This is a genomic window from Vibrio amylolyticus (genome assembly GCF_023145695.1).
Taxonomy (GTDB): Bacteria; Pseudomonadota; Gammaproteobacteria; order Enterobacterales; family Vibrionaceae; genus Vibrio; species Vibrio amylolyticus.
In genome coordinates this window covers 78792-94811 of the sequence record NZ_JAJHVV010000013.1, presented here as the reverse complement: position 1 = coordinate 94811, position 16020 = coordinate 78792, and the positions used below count along the sequence as shown (strand labels likewise).

The window sequence follows — 16020 nt, the reverse complement described above, 5'->3', positions numbered from 1 at the left end:
AAATTCGAGGGTGAGCATGATTAAGAAGATCGGTGTTTTAACAAGTGGCGGTGACGCACCTGGTATGAACGCAGCAGTACGAGGCGTTGTGCGCACAGCACTGTCGGCTGGTATTGAGGTTTACGGTATTTACGATGGCTATCAAGGCCTTGTTGAAGATCGCATTGAAAAGCTTGACCGTTCTGCTGTTTCAGATGTTATCAACCGTGGCGGTACTTTCCTTGGTTCAGCTCGTTTCCCAGACTTTAAGCATGTTGAAGTTCGTCAAAAAGGTATCGAAAACCTTAAAAAGCACGGCATTGAAGCACTGGTTGTTGTTGGTGGTGACGGCTCTTACATGGGCGCGAAGAAGCTAACTGAAATGGGCTACCCATGTATCGGTCTTCCTGGCACGATTGATAATGATATCGCAGGTACTGATTACACCATTGGTTATCTAACAGCGCTGAATACTGTTATTGATGCAATTGACCGTCTACGTGATACTTCTTCATCTCACCAACGTATCTCTATTGTTGAAATCATGGGTCGTCACTGTGGTGACCTTACTCTGATGTCAGCAATTGCAGGTGGTTGTGAGTACATTATTACGCCAGAGACAGGTCTAGATAAAGATCAGCTAATCGCTAACATTCAAGATGGCATCGCGAAAGGCAAGAAGCATGCAATTATTGCTCTAACTGAGCTGATGATGGATGCGAACGATCTAGCGAAAGAGATTGAAGATGCAACGGGTCGTGAAACTCGTGCAACGGTACTAGGTCACATCCAACGTGGTGGTCGCCCAACAGCATTTGACCGCGTATTAGCGTCTCGCATGGGTAACTACGCGGTTCACCTTCTAATGGAAGGTCATGGTGGTCGTTGTGTTGGCATTCAGAAAGAAGAGCTAGTACACCACGACATCATTGATGCGATTGAGAACATGAAGCGCCCAGTTCGCAACGATCTATTTAAAGTTGCGGAAGAGTTGTTCTAAGACAGGCATAAACATGTTGATGTCATAGTTCGAATCGGAACTGATCTTGAAAATCCCGCTAGGAAACTAGCGGGATTTTTTTATATGTCATTCAGCAGAAATGACTTTGCACTGAGCAACTAGTTAATGGCCATTGAGATAAGGTAACCAACAACAGTCGCCGTTGTGACGCCGATAAATCCAGGGATCAAGAAGCTGTGATTCAGTACATATTTTCCAATCTGCGTTGTCCCTGATCGGTCAAAGGTAATAGCCGCGAGATCGCTTGGGTAGAACGGGAAGAAGAAGTACGCATAACAAGCGGGCAGTACGCCAATCAATACGGGGGCAGGGATCCCCATCGCAAACCCAAGCGGTAGCATAATGGTGAGAACAGCCGCTTGGCTTTTCAAGAACACCGATACCACAAACATGGCAATGGCGAAGGTCCATGGATGTGCAGCAACTAAGTCGCTCACTAGGCTAATTAGGTAAGGCTTGTGGTAACCAATAATGGTGTCACTCATCCAAGCAATACCAAAGATGATGATGACAGCCGTCATACCCGCGATAAATACATTACTGTGAACAATCTTTTTTGGGTCGACTTTAGTCGTGAGTAGTATTACCGCGCCTACAGATAACATTAGGAACTGAATCGCGACCGACATATTAACGCCATCAGGCAGCAATGCGAGATCTTTACCAAACATGGCGACAAAGATAACCGTGGCGATGCCCGCTAAGAATATGCCCAGACCTTTTTTCGCTTGAGAGTCTGCTTGCTGATCATTTGAGCTTTCGGTGCTGACATCAATCAGTTGCGCCTTGAACTCAGGGGCTTTACAGCGAGTAATAAATTCTTGGTCTTGGTCGAGATCTTTACCGCGCTTCAAGCTCCAAGTACAACCTGCAAGTAAACCAATCAGAGTGGCAGGTATGGTCACGAGCAGCACATTAACTAAGCTGATATCCAAGTTGTTATCTGCTGCTGTTGCCATGACGACTGCGGCTGCAGCGGCAATTGGGCTCGCTGTGATGCCCATTTGGGATGCAACTGTCGCCATCGCCATAGGGCGTTCTGGGCGAATGCCTTTTTTATAAGCGACATCATAAATAACCGGAAGAAGTGGGTACACAGAATGGCCTGTTCCGACGAGCACTGTTAATGAGTACGTACACAGTGGGCCGAGGAATACAATTTGATTCGGATGTTTACGTAGTAAGCGTTCAGCAAACTTCACTAATAGCTTTAGACCACCAGTAGCCTCTAAGGTCGCAGACGCTGCAACAACGGCCAAAATAATCAGCATGACACTGATTGGCGGGGTGCCAGGAGCGATACCAAATACAAAGGCGAGAACCGAAACACCAAGTCCACCCAGTAAACCAAACGCTATGCCCCCATGACGGATACCTATGAATATCACCGACAACAACAGCAGCATATGAACATAGAACATGCTTATACCTCATCCATTTATGTATGTAGAAGGTCATCCTATACAAAAGTGGTAGGCGTGGATGTGAGCTGATGTGCGTATATGAACGCCTGTATGGTGATCCGCTATTTCATTGTTTTTGGTCAAAAAAACGTGCTTCAACGGTAGGGTGTTATCCAAACTTTGCTAGTAAGTCACATTTGGGCGGAATGGTAATCTATTGATAAATATGATCACTTATTATCTACGTTTATTCCAAGTGCAGGTCGAGCGGTGTCTTGCTTTTCTCTCCAGCCACTTCTCGGGCAAGTGTTGGTACTAGGTAACCTGATACCCGCTCAATTAAACCGGCCATAATCTCTTTCGCTCGCTCGTCTGAAACGTAAAAGTGCGCAGCGCCTTGTACCTTATCAAGTACATGTAAGTAGTAGGGTAGGATTCCAGCAGTAAACAGAGACTCACTTAAATCGACTTGGGCTGATACGTTATCGTTAACGCCTTTAAGCAGTACGCTTTGGTTAAGCAAGGTGACATTGGCATGTCTTAACTTACTGATGAAATGAGTCAGTTCGGCGTTGATTTCATTGGCGTGATTGATGTGCGTGACGAAAACAACTTGTAGCCTTGTCTGAGTCAGCAGCTGGCATAATGCTTCGGTAATTCTTTCAGGGATCACCACGGGTAATCTCGAGTGAATTCGAAGCCGCTTAATATGGCTGATGTTGGCAATCGCCTCGATAAGCCATTCCAACTCATGATCTTTTGCCATCAGTGGGTCACCACCAGATAGAATGACTTCATTAATTTCAGGGTGCTTTTTGAGGTAATCAAGCCCTTGCTGCCAGACAGCTTTAGTGCCTTTGTTATCACTGTAAGGGAAGTGGCGTCTGAAACAGTAGCGACAATTTATAGCGCACCCACCTTTAACAATAAAAAGTGCGCGATTACGGTATTTGTGCAGTAACCCTGGAACTGCGTTGTTTTGCTCGTCGAGCGGATCGTTTGAGTAACCTTCATGTTGTTCAAACTCATCAATTAACGGTAGCACTTGTCTCAATAGTGGATCGTGCGGGTTGCCTTTTTCCATTCGATTGACAAAACTAAGCGGTACTCGCTGCGCAAATAACTTTTTTGCATCAAAGCCTCGTTCCCATTCTGAGGCGTCAATCTCAAGCTGTGCGAGCAGTTTGGCTGGGTCTGAGATCGCATTCGCTAGCTGTTTGAGCCAGTTTTGCTCAACAGATGGGGTAATTCGGGTTATGATGTGCGGCATTAAATTAAACTCGAAATAGGGTAAGAGGAAAAAATGGCTACTGTTAGCACGAATGAATTTAAAGGCGGTCTTAAACTTATGCTTGATAAGGAGCCGTGTGTCATTCTCGAAAACGAGTTAGTGAAACCAGGCAAAGGTCAGGCATTCAACCGTGTCAAAATCCGTAAATTGTTGTCAGGTAAAGTATTAGAGAAAACCTTTAAGTCAGGCGAAACGGTAGAAGTGGCTGACGTAATGGATGTTGATCTAGATTACCTTTACAACGACGGTGAATTCTATCACTTTATGAACAGTGAGTCTTTCGAGCAAATCGCTGCTGAAGTAAAAGCCGTAGGTGAGAATGCAAAATGGTTGGTAGAAAACGATTCATGCATGATCACGCTTTGGAACGGTAATCCAATCGTTGTAACGCCACCAAACTTTGTTGAGATTGAAGTAACAGAGACTGATCCAGGCCTTAAGGGTGATACTCAAGGTACTGGCGGTAAACCTGCGACTCTTTCGACAGGTGCCGTTGTTCGCGTACCACTATTCATCTCGATTGGCGAAGTAATCAAAGTTGATACTCGCACTGGCGAATACGTTGGTCGTGTTAAGTAATTACTGAAATATCATTGCGATATAGCTTATGTTAAAGGTCACTTCGGTGGCCTTTTTTAGTTTTTGCCTGATAGAAAAGGTTGTGACACAATCAAATGACACTGGGCTTAGAAAAATAAAATAATGAAGCAATCAATACAGATTTGGTTAGATGCAGCGAGACCTAAAACACTTCCCTTAGCATTAGTTTCAATACTAACCGGAAGTGTATTGGCTTATTCAATCGATCATTTTTCTTTAGCTATTGCGGTATTGGCATTTATTACGGCGACGTTACTGCAAATATTATCCAATTTAGCCAATGACTACGGTGATGCCGTTAAAGGAACCGATAACGAGGATCGCCTCGGTCCTATGCGGGCGATTCAATCAGGTGCGGTATCGTTAAAAACCATGCAGCAAGCAATGGTGATTAATATCGTACTGACTATGGCGTCTGGCTTAACTCTGGTGTTTTATGCCCTAGACAGTTTACAAAGTATTCTCACCTTTATTGCCTTAGGTGTGTTGGCTATTGTGGCTGCTATCGCTTATACGGTAGGGAATAAGCCTTATGGGTATGTAGGGCTTGGTGATATTTCGGTGTTTATCTTCTTCGGGTTGTTGGGTGTTGCAGGTACATTCTTTCTACATACAGGGTTTGTTGAAACTGCATTAATATTACCGGCCGTCGGTTGTGGTCTCTTTGCTGTCGCAGTACTTAATGTCAATAATATGCGCGACATTGAAAATGATCAGGCATGTGGAAAAAGAACGGTGGCAGTACGCTTAGGACAAGCGAAGTCGAAACAATACCATGCGTTCCTGCTGGCTTCAGCGCTAGCAACCTTTGCTGCTTATCTCGTTATCCAACCAGCACCGCTTTGGGTGAGCTTGCCATTTTTACTGAGCCTAGTGGTGGTGTTCAAACATGGCAAGGCTGTATGGCAAGCCAGTCAGCCAGTACAAATTGCCCCTATGATGCCCATTGTCGTTAAGTGTGCTCTGCTGACGAATGTACTCTTTACTGGCGTCGTTATAGCTCAAACTCTAGTCAGTTAATTGCGCCTTATCATTGCATTGACTTATTGACCCTATATACTCGATAAAGATGACTATCAGTATGGAAAAATACTATGGAATACAATACTTCAGCTCTTTGCGATATTTACTTAGATCAAGTCGATGTTGTTGAACCACTTTTTAGTAACTTTGGCGGCAGTGCGTCTTTTGCTGGTCAAGTTACCACCATTAAATGCTTTGAAGATAACAGCCTCATTCGAGAAGTTTTAGAGCAGGATGGAGTTGGACGCGTACTACTCATTGATGGCGGAGGCTCTCTTCGTCGTGCGCTTATTGATGCCGAGCTAGCAACGCTGGCGGAAGAGAATGAGTGGGAAGGTATTGTGGTTTATGGTTGTGTTCGTGAAGTTGACGAGCTAGAAGATATGAGTGTAGGTATTCAGGCGCTTGCTTCTATCCCTGTAGGTGCAGTAGGCAATGGTGTTGGTGAGCTTGATGTCGCGGTGAACTTTGGTAGCGTTACCTTTATGCCAGAAGATTTTCTTTATGCTGATAACACCGGAATTATCATCTCTCAAGAGCCTTTAGATATAGAGCTTGAGATAGAAGATGAAGACGAAGTGATCGATTAGTTATCATTGGGTTTTTTATAGAGCCGATACCAAGTGTGTCGGCTTTTTTATTGGCAGAGCTGTATTTTTAACGGCAAGGCCATTCTATTTATGATGTTTAACTGATTCATCAACAACAATAGTAGCGGCGCAACTTAACGGCATAAAGGTAGCTAAAGATACCTCCAAGAATGTTACCAATAGCGATGCCTATAAATAACCCTTCCACACCATACCAAGTGCTCCCAACCCAAGCGATAGGCAGGATGAGTAGAAATAGCCGCATAATACTCCACTGAAATGCTCTCATTGGTTTATGCAGTGCGTTTAACCCTGCGATGAGCATCATTGATACGCCTTGAAAGCCATAACTAAAAGGAACAACCAACAGATAGTGCCATAAGAGGTCTCGTACTGAGGGTTCCTGCGAGAAAAGACGAGCAAGAGGAATACTTAAAGGCACCATCATAGCGAAAATAAGCAACTGAAAAACGATAGCAAAGCGCATACTAATGAACAGGCCAGAAAAGCTGCGCTGGCAGTTATTCGCACCTAAGTTTTGCGCCATAAAAGGCGTTAGAGCTGACGTGAGTGCCATGAGAACTAAAATCAATAAAGACTCGATCCGCTGAGCGGCACCAAAGGCGGCAACGGCGATGGTTCCATGTGAGGCAAGCAACATCATTAATACCGCGCCTGCGAGTGGCACCATCGCGTTAGAGAGTGCCGCTGGAGTACCAATTTTTAATATTTGCTTCCAGTCTTGGTATAGAGTCGATAAGTTTGGCATCGCGAGTAACTTTTCGCGCCTAATGAGAACATAGAGAGAACCGAATAAAGCGCCAAGCCAGCTTAAGCCACTAGAGATGGCAGCCCCTTGCATACCAAGTTCTGGAAATGGCCCAATGCCAAAGATAAGTAATGGGTCCAAAATGCCATTAATAAGCCCGGCTAGCATCATGATTTTTGCTGGCGTTTTTGTGTCACCCGTTGCACGAATAGCGCTATTTCCAGCCATAGGGATCACTAACAGGGGAATGGCGAAATACCAAATCGACATGTATTCGTTGATTAATGGTAGAAGGTGATGCTCAGCACCGAGTCTTGAAAACACGAAGTCGATACTAAAAAAGCCAATTACTGATGCGAACGAGACAAGCAGCAGCGCTAACAATAACCCATGAGTGGAGAAGTAGGCGGCTTGTTTTGAACTCCCTTTTCCTAATAATCGGGCAAGGTTAGTAGAAATACCGATACCGATACCCATCGTAATACAGTTGATGGCGAACGTGACAGGGAAGGTAAAGCTGATGGCGGCAAGCGCATCGGTTCCTAGAAGAGAAATGAAAAACGTATCAACTACGTTAAACATTAAAATCGCGATCATTCCAAATGTCATAGGAATGGTCATTTGACGCAGCACATCCGGAATCGGGGAAGTTAAAAGTCCGTGTTTATCGTGCATTGTCCGTACGCTTTATTTTCAAAACGCTAGGATACAAGATTAAAGGAGCATTGGGAATGTGTAGTGATAGGAAGAATCAATTGGCAGAGAGGCACTAAAAAGGGACCCGCAAAGCAGGCCCTTATCACTAATTAGATAGAGTCACTAATTAAGCTTTTGCTTCAGCTGCTGCTTTAGCGATAGCTGCAAAGCTTTTCGCGTCAAGAGCTGCGCCGCCAACTAGAGCACCATCGATGTCTGGTTGTGCGAAGTAAGAAGCTGCATTTTCTGGCTTAACAGAACCGCCGTATTGAATAACAACTTTGCTTGCTACGTCTGCAGATTTCTTAGCGATGTGAGCACGGATAGATGCGTGGATGCGTTGTGCATCTTCAGCTGTTGCTGCTTTACCAGTACCGATAGCCCAGATTGGTTCGTAAGCGATGATAGCGCCTTCAAGAGCTTCAACACCTGAAGTATTGATTACAGCGTCGATTTGACGTGCACATACTGCTTCAGTTTCGCCAGCTTCGTTTTGAGCTTCAGATTCACCGATACAGAAAACTGGAGTTAGACCATTTTCTTTTAGGAATGCGAATTTTTTAGCAACGAACTCGTCAGACTCAGCGTGGTATTCACGACGCTCAGAGTGACCGATAATGATGTGAGAAGCACCGAACTCTTTCAGCATTGCTGGAGACATGTCGCCAGTGAATGCACCGCTGTTGTTTAGGTCCGTGTTTTGAGCACCTAGGATGATTGCGCTGCCTGCTTCAGTAAGCGTACGCTCAGCAAGGTCAACGAAAAGAGCTGGTGGAGCAACGGCTACGTCTACGCCAGTTACGCCTTCAAGTTCAGCGTTAAGACCGTTTAGTAGGTCTACAACCATTTCTTTGCTGCCGTTCAGTTTCCAGTTACCCATAACTACAGGATGACGCATAGGAATATCTCCATTTTTGAATGTAAAAAGCAAATTGCTGTAAAAAATAAACGTGATTGCGTAAGAATATAACAGATTAATATCAGCAAATCATGACTCGGGTCATGAGTTTATTTAATGATGCGAGTTCTTGTTAAGTGATCTAATAGACAGAATGATAGCGTCTTACTCGGAATTTGCTGAGTTAATTGGTATTAGTGTTGAGAATTTAGCGTGCAAATAACGATCTTATTGATAGATCAAAAGGAGAAGCAGTGCCAAATCTTGTTATGGAATACTCAAACTCGGTCGACCAACGCATAAACGTACAGGGGCTGCTGGAAGATCTGCATGATGTAGCACTAAAGAGCTGCCTATTTGACACTGATTCGGTAAAATCTCGTGCATTAAGGTACCATCACTGGCTTGTTGGTGAACAAGGTGACACCGTCGACTTTATTCACATTAGTTTTGAGTTGTTGGATGGGCGAACGGAAGAGCAAAAAAGAGAGCTATCGCGCCAATTAATGACGGTTCTGCAAGAGCAAGCCAGCGATGTGAGAAGCCTAACCGTGAATATTCGAGATATGGACAAGGCTTGTTTCCAGAAGGTGCAAAACCGATAAGTTCGGTGAAATTTTAGTATTATTTTTAGTCAGTGACTTTTAGGGTAAAAAGATGTCGATAAAACAGCTGTTGTTCTCATTTGAAGGACGTGTAGGCAGAAAAACGTATTGGATTTGGAATGCACTTTACTACGCAGTAATTGTTGGGTTTGCTGCTGGGGCTAACGTGCTTTTTCCAGCGATGGCACATATTATCTTACCGGTATTTTTATTGATCGTTTTGGTTCCAGATTTAGCTATAACGGCAAAGCGCTGGCATGACCGAGGAAAATCAAGCTGGTGGTTACTACTCAATGTTCCCCTTGTTTTTGGTCGAATGGCGGTACCGGCTGGCGACCCTACGGGCCTCGCTCAGACATCAACCATAGAGATGTTAATCTCTGTCGCAGCGCTTATTTGTGGAACCTGGATTTTAGTGGAGTGCGGCTTTATGAAAGGGGAAGTGACATCGAATCAGTATGGCGATGAGATAAAGTAATCGTTATAAGGCTCGGGCTTCCGTTCGAGCCACATGAAAATTGCCTATAACACCTAATTCGTTACTCTCTTCAAACGACTATTTGCGTAATAGCACCTCTTCAACAGCATGATCTTGACCTTTCTTTAAAATCAGTTGAGCTCGATGTTTAGTCGGCAATATATTCTCTTTTAGGTTTTGTCCATTAATCGACTGCCAAATGCCTTTCGCTTTCTCTTTTGCTTGAGACTCACTCAGCAGAGTGTAGTGACTAAAGTAAGATCCCGGCTTTTTAAATGCTCCTTGGCGAAACTCCAAAAATCGTTCGACATACCATTTCTCAATCACCTTACTCTCTGCATCCACATAAATAGAGAAATCAAGAAAGTCAGAGATAAAGGTACTAACGGGTTTATTCGGGTAGTCTTGACCACTTTGTAGGACATTGAGCCCTTCAATGATCACTACATCAGGCTTATCAATAAGCTTTACTTCGTCAGTGATGTCGTAGGTGATGTGTGAATAAACGGGCACTTGAACGTTAGCTACGCCTGCTTTTACATCAGTAAGGAATTGAACCAGTCGTTTTGTATCGTAGGATTCAGGGAACCCTTTACGGTGCATGATGCCGCGTTTATCAAGTTCAGTTTTAGAAAACAAAAAACCATCTGTTGTGACCAGTTCAACCTTCGGGTGGTTTTCCCAACGCGAGAGTAGGGTACGGATAATACGAGCGGTGGTGCTTTTCCCAACCGCGACACTACCAGCTATACCGATAATGAAAGGTGGTGGTGTCTCATCGTTACTGAGAAATTGATGTAATACTGAATTGCGACTCTGGCGAGCTTCGATGTACAAGTTAAGTAGTCGACTAAGAGGGAGGTAAATATCGACCGCTTCTTCCATAGATAAATGCTCGTTAACCCCTCTAAGCTCTTGAATATCAGACTCTGACAGTGTCATAGGCACAGAGTTACGAAGCTCTGCCCATTTTGCACGATCAAAAGTTATATAAGGACTCATATTGGCTCACTAACAATTTAATAACGATATGGAAATGCGAACATACAACAAGCGTAAAATATTGCAAAGTGTAAAGATGTTTAAGACCCCAAAAAACGCAAACTTGAATGAAAAAACGACAATTAATTTCAATCAGGTAAAAAAACGGTTTTTTTTTAAATTTACTATTGCAAGGTCGAATATCATTCAATAGAATGCGCACCACTTATGCCGACTTAGCTCAGTAGGTAGAGCAACTGACTTGTAATCAGTAGGTCACCAGTTCGATTCCGGTAGTCGGCACCATTCTTTCCAGTTTCATGTCAATTGAAGCATTTATAGTTTGAATGGATTGAAAATTTGGGGGGGTTCCCGAGTGGCCAAAGGGAGCAGACTGTAAATCTGCCGGCACTGCCTTCGATGGTTCGAATCCGTCCCCCCCCACCATATTCTAAAGAAAATAGCACCTGAGTTATTATGTTGCGTGCATCGTATAATGGCTATTACCTCAGCCTTCCAAGCTGATGATGCGGGTTCGATTCCCGCTGCACGCTCCAGCTCTTTTTGTTGCTGATATAGCTCAGTCGGTAGAGCGCACCCTTGGTAAGGGTGAGGTCCCCAGTTCAAATCTGGGTATCAGCACCAGCTCTTAAGCGTTATTTCCTTTTGATACTTCCTTTTAACTAAACTACGTTTAGTTCTAAGAATAAGTTTATTACCAATTTGTTTTGGTTACGTGGTCATCAAGCCACTTAAATCTGTACCTAGAGGGACACACAATGTCTAAAGAAAAATTTGAACGTACGAAACCGCACGTAAACGTTGGTACTATCGGCCACGTTGACCACGGTAAAACAACTCTAACTGCTGCTATCTGTACTACTCTTGCAAAAGTATACGGCGGTGTTGCTAAAGATTTCGCTTCTATCGATAACGCTCCAGAAGAGCGTGAGCGCGGTATCACAATCGCAACTTCACACGTTGAGTACGACACTCCAGCACGTCACTACGCACACGTAGATTGTCCAGGACACGCGGATTATGTTAAAAACATGATCACTGGTGCTGCACAAATGGACGGCGGTATCCTAGTTGTTGCTGCGACTGACGGCCCAATGCCTCAAACTCGTGAGCACATCCTACTTGGTCGTCAAGTTGGTATCCCTTACATCATCGTATTCATGAACAAATGTGACATGGTAGATGATGAAGAGCTTCTAGAGCTAGTTGAGATGGAAGTTCGTGAACTTCTTTCTGAGTACGAATTCCCAGGTGATGATCTTCCAGTAATCCAAGGTTCAGCTCTTGGTGCACTAAACGGCGAAAAGCAGTGGGAAGACAAGATCGTAGAGCTTGCAGAAGCACTAGATTCTTACATTCCTGAGCCAGAGCGTGCAGTAGACCAACCGTTCCTACTACCGATTGAAGACGTATTCTCAATCCAAGGTCGTGGTACAGTTGTAACTGGTCGTATCGAGCGCGGTATCCTAAACGTAGGTAACGAAGTAGAAATCGTTGGTATCAAAGATACAACAACGACTACTTGTACTGGTGTTGAAATGTTCCGTAAGCTTCTAGACGAAGGTCGTGCTGGTGAGAACGTTGGTGCACTTCTACGTGGTACTAAGCGTGAAGACGTTGAACGTGGTCAAGTACTAGCTGCTCCAGGTTCAATCAACCCACACACACGTTTTGAGTCTGAAGTATACGTACTTTCTAAAGACGAAGGCGGCCGTCACACTCCTTTCTTCAAGGGTTACCGTCCACAGTTCTACTTCCGTACAACTGACGTAACAGGCGACATCACTCTACCTGAAGGCGTAGAGATGGTAATGCCAGGTGACAACGTTCAAATGACGGTTGAGCTAATTGCTCCAATCGCAATGGACGAAGGTCTACGTTTCGCAATCCGCGAAGGTGGCCGTACAGTAGGTGCTGGTGTTGTTGCTAAAATCTTTGATTAAGATTTGACTAACTACTAGTAAAAAGGGCATCATTTGATGCCCTTTTTCTTCGCTAGATATTATGCTCGTTGCTCATAACGAACAATGCGGCGTAAAGCAAAGGATTTGGTTTGAAGAAATGTTCTTCATCCGCGAGAGTAGACATCAATTTTATTTTTAATTGATGTTATGGATTTCGCCCTGCAACAGCGGGGTTATTGTCGTCTATATTAAGACTTATGACAGGTTGGTTTTATGAAAGCAAATAATGCTGAAACTCCTGATAGCTCAAATGGCTCAGACATCTTTAAGTGGATTGTCACTTTTGGTTTGCTAGCCGCAGCTGTTGTGGGTAATTACCTGTATGGTGAAATGTCTGTAGTTATCCGTGCTGCAGGCGTCGTTGTATTAATCGCCGCTGCACTTGGCGTATCAGCGACAACGACTAAAGGTAAAGCAGCGATTGTGTTTGCACGCGAATCCCGTATGGAAGTTCGTAAAGTAGTCTGGCCTACACGCCAAGAGACTATGCAAACCACATTGATCGTATTAGCTGTATGTATTGTAATGGCTCTAGTGCTATGGGGCATTGACGGCATAATGGTTCGTCTTGTTGCATTAGCAACTGGGGTGTGAGGGTTTTAATTCATGAGTGAAGCTCCAAAAAAACGTTGGTATGTCGTTCAAGCCTTTTCAGGTTATGAAGGTCGTGTAGCGCAATCTCTACGCGAACATATTAAAATGCACAACATGGAAGAGTTGTTTGGTGAAGTACTGGTCCCTACTGAAGAAGTAGTTGAGATGCGTGCGGGCCAACGTCGTAAAAGCGAACGTAAATTCTTCCCTGGCTACGTACTAGTTCAGATGCTAATGAACGATGAATCATGGCACTTAGTACGTAGTATCCCTCGTGTAATGGGCTTCATTGGTGGTACCTCTGACCGTCCGGCACCGATCACTGACAAAGAAGCTGATGCTATTTTGAACCGTCTTGAGAAAGCGAGCGAAGCTCCGCGTCCTAAGACGATGTTTGAAGCAGGTGAAGTGGTTCGTGTTAATGATGGTCCATTTGCTGACTTCAACGGTACTGTTGAAGAAGTAGATTACGAGAAGAGCCGCATTAAAGTGTCTGTATCGATCTTCGGTCGTGCAACACCTGTTGAGCTCGAATTTGGTCAAGTTGAAAAACTTGATTAAAAAAACACCTTTTTAAGGCTTGTTAAAGGCGCGAATTATGCTTATAATTTCGCGCCTTTTTACAGGTCTTACTGTAAGAAGTTTTTTATGAAAAACGGGGAGCTTACTGAAAAGTTGGCGTTTGAACCCAAAATTAGGAAATATCATGGCTAAGAAAGTTGAAGCTTATATCAAACTGCAAGTAGCAGCTGGTATGGCAAACCCAAGTCCACCGGTTGGTCCTGCTCTAGGTCAACACGGCGTGAACATCATGGAATTCTGTAAAGCGTTTAACGCAAAAACAGAATCTGTTGAGAAAGGTCTACCGACTCCAGTTGTAATCACTGTTTACAACGATCGTTCTTTCACGTTCATCACAAAGACTCCACCTGCTGCTGTTCTTCTTAAGAAAGCTGCTGGCGTTAAGTCTGGTTCTGGTCGTCCTAACACTGAAAAAGTGGGTACGGTTACTGACGCTCAAGTACAAGAAATCGCAGAAACTAAAGCTGCTGATATGACTGGTGCTGACGTTGAAGCGATGAAGCGTTCTATTGCGGGCACTGCTCGTTCAATGGGCCTAGTGGTAGAGGGTTAAGATCATGGCAAAACTAACTAAGCGCATGCGCACTATTCGTGAAAAAGTTGAAGTAACGAAAGAATACGAAATCAACGAAGCTGTAGCTCTTCTTAAAGAACTAGCAACGGCTAAATTCGTTGAGTCTGTAGACGTTGCTGTAAACCTTGGCATCGATGCTCGTAAATCTGATCAGAACGTTCGTGGTGCAACTGTACTTCCGCACGGTACTGGCCGCGAAATCCGCGTAGCAGTGTTCACTCAAGGTGCAAACGCTGAAGCAGCTAAAGAAGCTGGCGCAGACATCGTTGGTATGGAAGATCTTGCTGAGCAAGTTAAAAAAGGCGTAATGGACTTTGACGTTGTTGTTGCTTCTCCAGATGCAATGCGCGTTGTAGGTCAACTAGGTACTATCCTAGGTCCACGCGGTCTAATGCCAAACCCTAAAGTTGGTACTGTAACTCCTAACGTTGCTGAAGCAGTTAAAAACGCTAAAGCTGGTCAGGTTCGTTACCGTAACGACAAGAACGGCATCATCCACACTACTATTGGTAAAGCTACTTTCGAAGCAGCGCAAATTCAAGAGAACTTAGAAGCTCTTCTAGTTGCACTTAAGAAAGCAAAGCCTTCTTCAGCGAAAGGTACTTTCCTGAAGAAAGTAAGCATCTCTACCACTATGGGTGCTGGTGTTGTTGTTGATCAAGCTAGTCTTGACACTCAAGCATAATTATTTGCTTAGACGCAGAATTAGTGTATAATTCTGCGCCTAATTTGTGGTTGGGGCTGACGTTAATTTCTTTTATTGATTTATCAGTAAATTGAGTTAGAAACAGTCTCCGTCCAAGACCGTAGGTGTTAATTGTTCGCAGTTGACTTAATCATCCTACGTAGATGGTGCCCGAACTGACAGAAAGATTTTTTGTATAATGTTTCATTGTATCGAGTTTCTTTCTTCTGGGACTGCACCTTATTAACTCTCACTGTTGTGATAATAGTGAGTGGTGTAACGACAACCAGGAGTAAATCCAAATGGCTTTAAACCTTCAAGACAAAAAAGCAATTGTTGCTGAAGTCAACGAAGCTGCCAGTGGTGCACTTTCTGCAGTTGTAGCTGATTCTCGTGGCGTTGAAGTTGGCGCAATGACTTCTCTACGTAAGCAAGCGCGTGAAGCGGGTGTTTATGTGAGAGTTGTGCGTAACACTTTAGCACGCCGTGCAGTTCAGGGTACAGACTACGAGTGTCTACAAGACACTTTCACTGGTCCTACTCTGATTGCATTCTCTAACGAGCACCCAGGTGCTGGCGCGCGTCTTTTTAAAGACTTCGCGAAAGAGAACAAAGATTTCGAGATCAAAGCCGCTGCATTTGAAGGCGCACTAACTGACGCTGAAGTACTAGCGACACTACCAACTTACGACGAAGCTATTGCACGCCTAATGATGTGCATGAAAGAAGCTTCTGCTGGCAAGCTGGTACGTACTATCGCTGCTTTACGTGATCAAAAAGAAGAAGCTGCGGCATAAGCCTTGCTTTCTACTGATTGTAAAATAAACTAATTGTTGACTTAAAAGAGAATTGTTATGTCTATTACTAACGAGCAAATCCTAGACGCAGTTGCAGAAATGTCTGTAATGCAAGTTGTTGAGCTTATCGAAGCTATGGAAGAGAAATTCGGCGTATCTGCTGCTGCTGCTGTTGTAGCTGGTGGCGCTGCTGGTGGCGAAGCTGCTGCTGAGCAAACTGAATTTGACGTGATCCTTTCTGCTGTTGGCGGTAACAAAGTACAAGTTATCAAAGCAGTACGTGGCGCTACAGGTCTAGGCCTTAAAGAAGCTAAGGGTCTAGTAGACTCAGCTCCTGCTGCACTTAAAGAAGGCGTTGACAAAGCTGAAGCTGAAGCTCTTAAAGCTCAGCTAGAAGAAGCTGGTGCAACTGTTGAAATTAAGTAATTATTACTTAATTTCATAGCCGTAAGGCTAATGGCTGGTGGTT

At 44.2% G+C, this 16020-nt stretch carries 18 protein-coding genes and 4 tRNA genes; 17 read left to right on the top strand and 5 right to left on the bottom strand.

Going from position 1 to position 16020, the window contains the following annotated elements; all coding sequences use genetic code 11:
* The first annotated feature begins 16 nt into the window (after positions 1–16).
* On the top strand, positions 17–979 hold the full coding sequence (pfkA, locus tag KP803_RS18575; RefSeq protein WP_248010344.1) for a 6-phosphofructokinase: 963 nt from the start codon (positions 17–19) through the stop codon (positions 977–979).
* A 119-nt stretch (positions 980–1098) separates the two neighbouring features.
* Here pfkA and KP803_RS18570 read toward each other — a convergent pair whose 3' ends face one another.
* Both KP803_RS18570 and epmB read right to left on the bottom strand, forming a co-directional pair.
* Complete coding sequence (locus KP803_RS18570; protein WP_248010343.1) at positions 1099–2421, bottom strand: anaerobic C4-dicarboxylate transporter; 1323 nt, start codon at positions 2419–2421, stop codon at positions 1099–1101.
* A 229-nt stretch (positions 2422–2650) separates the two neighbouring features.
* Positions 2651–3673: an EF-P beta-lysylation protein EpmB gene (gene epmB / locus KP803_RS18565; protein WP_248010342.1), complete on the bottom strand. Its 1023-nt coding sequence runs from the start codon at positions 3671–3673 to the stop codon at positions 2651–2653.
* Between the two features lie 33 nt (positions 3674–3706).
* Here epmB and efp point away from each other — a divergent pair, with 33 nt between their 5' ends.
* From efp to rraA, 3 genes are all read left to right on the top strand, one after another.
* Positions 3707–4273 carry an elongation factor P gene (efp, locus tag KP803_RS18560; protein ID WP_248010341.1) on the top strand — a complete coding sequence of 189 codons (567 nt, stop codon included), beginning with the start codon at positions 3707–3709 and terminating at the stop codon, positions 4271–4273.
* Between the two features lie 123 nt (positions 4274–4396).
* A complete protein-coding gene (locus KP803_RS18555; protein WP_248010340.1) occupies positions 4397–5314 on the top strand; it encodes a 1,4-dihydroxy-2-naphthoate polyprenyltransferase in 918 nt (305 codons plus the stop codon).
* Positions 5315–5388: 74 nt separating this feature from the next.
* Entirely contained in the window at positions 5389–5907 is a 519-nt protein-coding gene (gene rraA, locus KP803_RS18550; protein WP_248010339.1) for a ribonuclease E activity regulator RraA, read from the top strand.
* 109 nt (positions 5908–6016) lie between these two features.
* Here rraA and KP803_RS18545 read toward each other — a convergent pair whose 3' ends face one another.
* Both KP803_RS18545 and tpiA read right to left on the bottom strand, forming a co-directional pair.
* Positions 6017–7351, bottom strand: a complete 1335-nt coding sequence (locus tag KP803_RS18545) for an MATE family efflux transporter (protein WP_248010338.1) — start codon at positions 7349–7351, stop codon at positions 6017–6019.
* 148 nt (positions 7352–7499) lie between these two features.
* On the bottom strand, positions 7500–8270 hold the full coding sequence (tpiA, locus tag KP803_RS18540) for a triose-phosphate isomerase (protein WP_248010337.1): 771 nt from the start codon (positions 8268–8270) through the stop codon (positions 7500–7502).
* 254 nt (positions 8271–8524) lie between these two features.
* On the opposite strand from tpiA, the gene KP803_RS18535 reads away from it, so the two are divergent.
* Positions 8525–8875, top strand: a complete 351-nt coding sequence (locus KP803_RS18535; protein WP_248010336.1) for a 5-carboxymethyl-2-hydroxymuconate Delta-isomerase — start codon at positions 8525–8527, stop codon at positions 8873–8875.
* 52 nt (positions 8876–8927) lie between these two features.
* Positions 8928–9353 carry a DUF805 domain-containing protein gene (locus KP803_RS18530; RefSeq protein ID WP_248010335.1) on the top strand — a complete coding sequence of 142 codons (426 nt, stop codon included), beginning with the start codon at positions 8928–8930 and terminating at the stop codon, positions 9351–9353.
* Between the two features lie 78 nt (positions 9354–9431).
* On the opposite strand, the gene coaA is transcribed toward KP803_RS18530, so the two are convergent.
* On the bottom strand, positions 9432–10355 hold the full coding sequence (gene coaA, locus KP803_RS18525) for a type I pantothenate kinase (RefSeq protein WP_248010334.1): 924 nt from the start codon (positions 10353–10355) through the stop codon (positions 9432–9434).
* A gap of 209 nt (positions 10356–10564) precedes the next feature.
* On the opposite strand from coaA, the gene KP803_RS18520 reads away from it, so the two are divergent.
* The 11 genes from KP803_RS18520 (at position 10565) to rplL (ending at position 15977) form a co-directional block, all read left to right on the top strand.
* A tRNA-Thr gene (locus tag KP803_RS18520) sits at positions 10565–10640 on the top strand.
* 56 nt (positions 10641–10696) lie between these two features.
* Positions 10697–10781, top strand: a tRNA-Tyr gene (locus KP803_RS18515).
* Between the two features lie 35 nt (positions 10782–10816).
* Positions 10817–10891, top strand: a tRNA-Gly gene (locus KP803_RS18510).
* A 12-nt stretch (positions 10892–10903) separates the two neighbouring features.
* A tRNA-Thr gene (locus tag KP803_RS18505) sits at positions 10904–10979 on the top strand.
* A gap of 134 nt (positions 10980–11113) precedes the next feature.
* Positions 11114–12298: an elongation factor Tu gene (gene tuf, locus KP803_RS18500; RefSeq protein WP_248010298.1), complete on the top strand. Its 1185-nt coding sequence runs from the start codon at positions 11114–11116 to the stop codon at positions 12296–12298.
* A 234-nt stretch (positions 12299–12532) separates the two neighbouring features.
* Entirely contained in the window at positions 12533–12913 is a 381-nt protein-coding gene (gene secE / locus KP803_RS18495; RefSeq protein WP_248010333.1) for a preprotein translocase subunit SecE, read from the top strand.
* 12 nt (positions 12914–12925) lie between these two features.
* Positions 12926–13474 (top strand): transcription termination/antitermination protein NusG, encoded by a 549-nt coding sequence (gene nusG, locus KP803_RS18490; RefSeq protein WP_017035408.1) that lies wholly within the window; start codon positions 12926–12928, stop codon positions 13472–13474.
* Between the two features lie 145 nt (positions 13475–13619).
* On the top strand, positions 13620–14048 hold the full coding sequence (gene rplK / locus KP803_RS18485; protein ID WP_248010332.1) for a 50S ribosomal protein L11: 429 nt from the start codon (positions 13620–13622) through the stop codon (positions 14046–14048).
* 4 nt (positions 14049–14052) lie between these two features.
* Positions 14053–14754, top strand: a complete 702-nt coding sequence (gene rplA / locus KP803_RS18480) for a 50S ribosomal protein L1 (protein ID WP_248010331.1) — start codon at positions 14053–14055, stop codon at positions 14752–14754.
* A gap of 302 nt (positions 14755–15056) precedes the next feature.
* A complete protein-coding gene (rplJ, locus tag KP803_RS18475) occupies positions 15057–15551 on the top strand; it encodes a 50S ribosomal protein L10 (protein ID WP_248010330.1) in 495 nt (164 codons plus the stop codon).
* A gap of 57 nt (positions 15552–15608) precedes the next feature.
* Positions 15609–15977, top strand: coding sequence for a 50S ribosomal protein L7/L12 (gene rplL, locus KP803_RS18470; RefSeq protein ID WP_248010329.1), 369 nt, complete (start codon positions 15609–15611; stop codon positions 15975–15977).
* Positions 15978–16020: the final 43 nt, after the last annotated feature.

Bases quoted from the DNA above. Each gene is read 5' to 3' on its own strand.
- pfkA (WP_248010344.1), top strand. From the start codon at position 17: ATGATTAAGAAGATCGGTGTTTTAACAAGTGGCGGTGACGCACCTGGT.
- KP803_RS18570 (WP_248010343.1), bottom strand. From the start codon at position 2,421: ATGTTCTATGTTCATATGCTGCTGTTGTTGTCGGTGATATTCATAGGT.
- epmB (WP_248010342.1), bottom strand. From the start codon at position 3,673: ATGCCGCACATCATAACCCGAATTACCCCATCTGTTGAGCAAAACTGG.
- efp (WP_248010341.1), top strand. From the start codon at position 3,707: ATGGCTACTGTTAGCACGAATGAATTTAAAGGCGGTCTTAAACTTATG.
- KP803_RS18555 (WP_248010340.1), top strand. From the start codon at position 4,397: ATGAAGCAATCAATACAGATTTGGTTAGATGCAGCGAGACCTAAAACA.
- rraA (WP_248010339.1), top strand. From the start codon at position 5,389: ATGGAATACAATACTTCAGCTCTTTGCGATATTTACTTAGATCAAGTC.
- KP803_RS18545 (WP_248010338.1), bottom strand. From the start codon at position 7,351: ATGCACGATAAACACGGACTTTTAACTTCCCCGATTCCGGATGTGCTG.
- tpiA (WP_248010337.1), bottom strand. From the start codon at position 8,270: ATGCGTCATCCTGTAGTTATGGGTAACTGGAAACTGAACGGCAGCAAA.
- KP803_RS18530 (WP_248010335.1), top strand. From the start codon at position 8,928: ATGTCGATAAAACAGCTGTTGTTCTCATTTGAAGGACGTGTAGGCAGA.
- coaA (WP_248010334.1), bottom strand. From the start codon at position 10,355: ATGAGTCCTTATATAACTTTTGATCGTGCAAAATGGGCAGAGCTTCGT.
- tuf (WP_248010298.1), top strand. From the start codon at position 11,114: ATGTCTAAAGAAAAATTTGAACGTACGAAACCGCACGTAAACGTTGGT.
- secE (WP_248010333.1), top strand. From the start codon at position 12,533: ATGAAAGCAAATAATGCTGAAACTCCTGATAGCTCAAATGGCTCAGAC.
- nusG (WP_017035408.1), top strand. From the start codon at position 12,926: ATGAGTGAAGCTCCAAAAAAACGTTGGTATGTCGTTCAAGCCTTTTCA.
- rplK (WP_248010332.1), top strand. From the start codon at position 13,620: ATGGCTAAGAAAGTTGAAGCTTATATCAAACTGCAAGTAGCAGCTGGT.
- rplA (WP_248010331.1), top strand. From the start codon at position 14,053: ATGGCAAAACTAACTAAGCGCATGCGCACTATTCGTGAAAAAGTTGAA.
- rplJ (WP_248010330.1), top strand. From the start codon at position 15,057: ATGGCTTTAAACCTTCAAGACAAAAAAGCAATTGTTGCTGAAGTCAAC.
- rplL (WP_248010329.1), top strand. From the start codon at position 15,609: ATGTCTATTACTAACGAGCAAATCCTAGACGCAGTTGCAGAAATGTCT.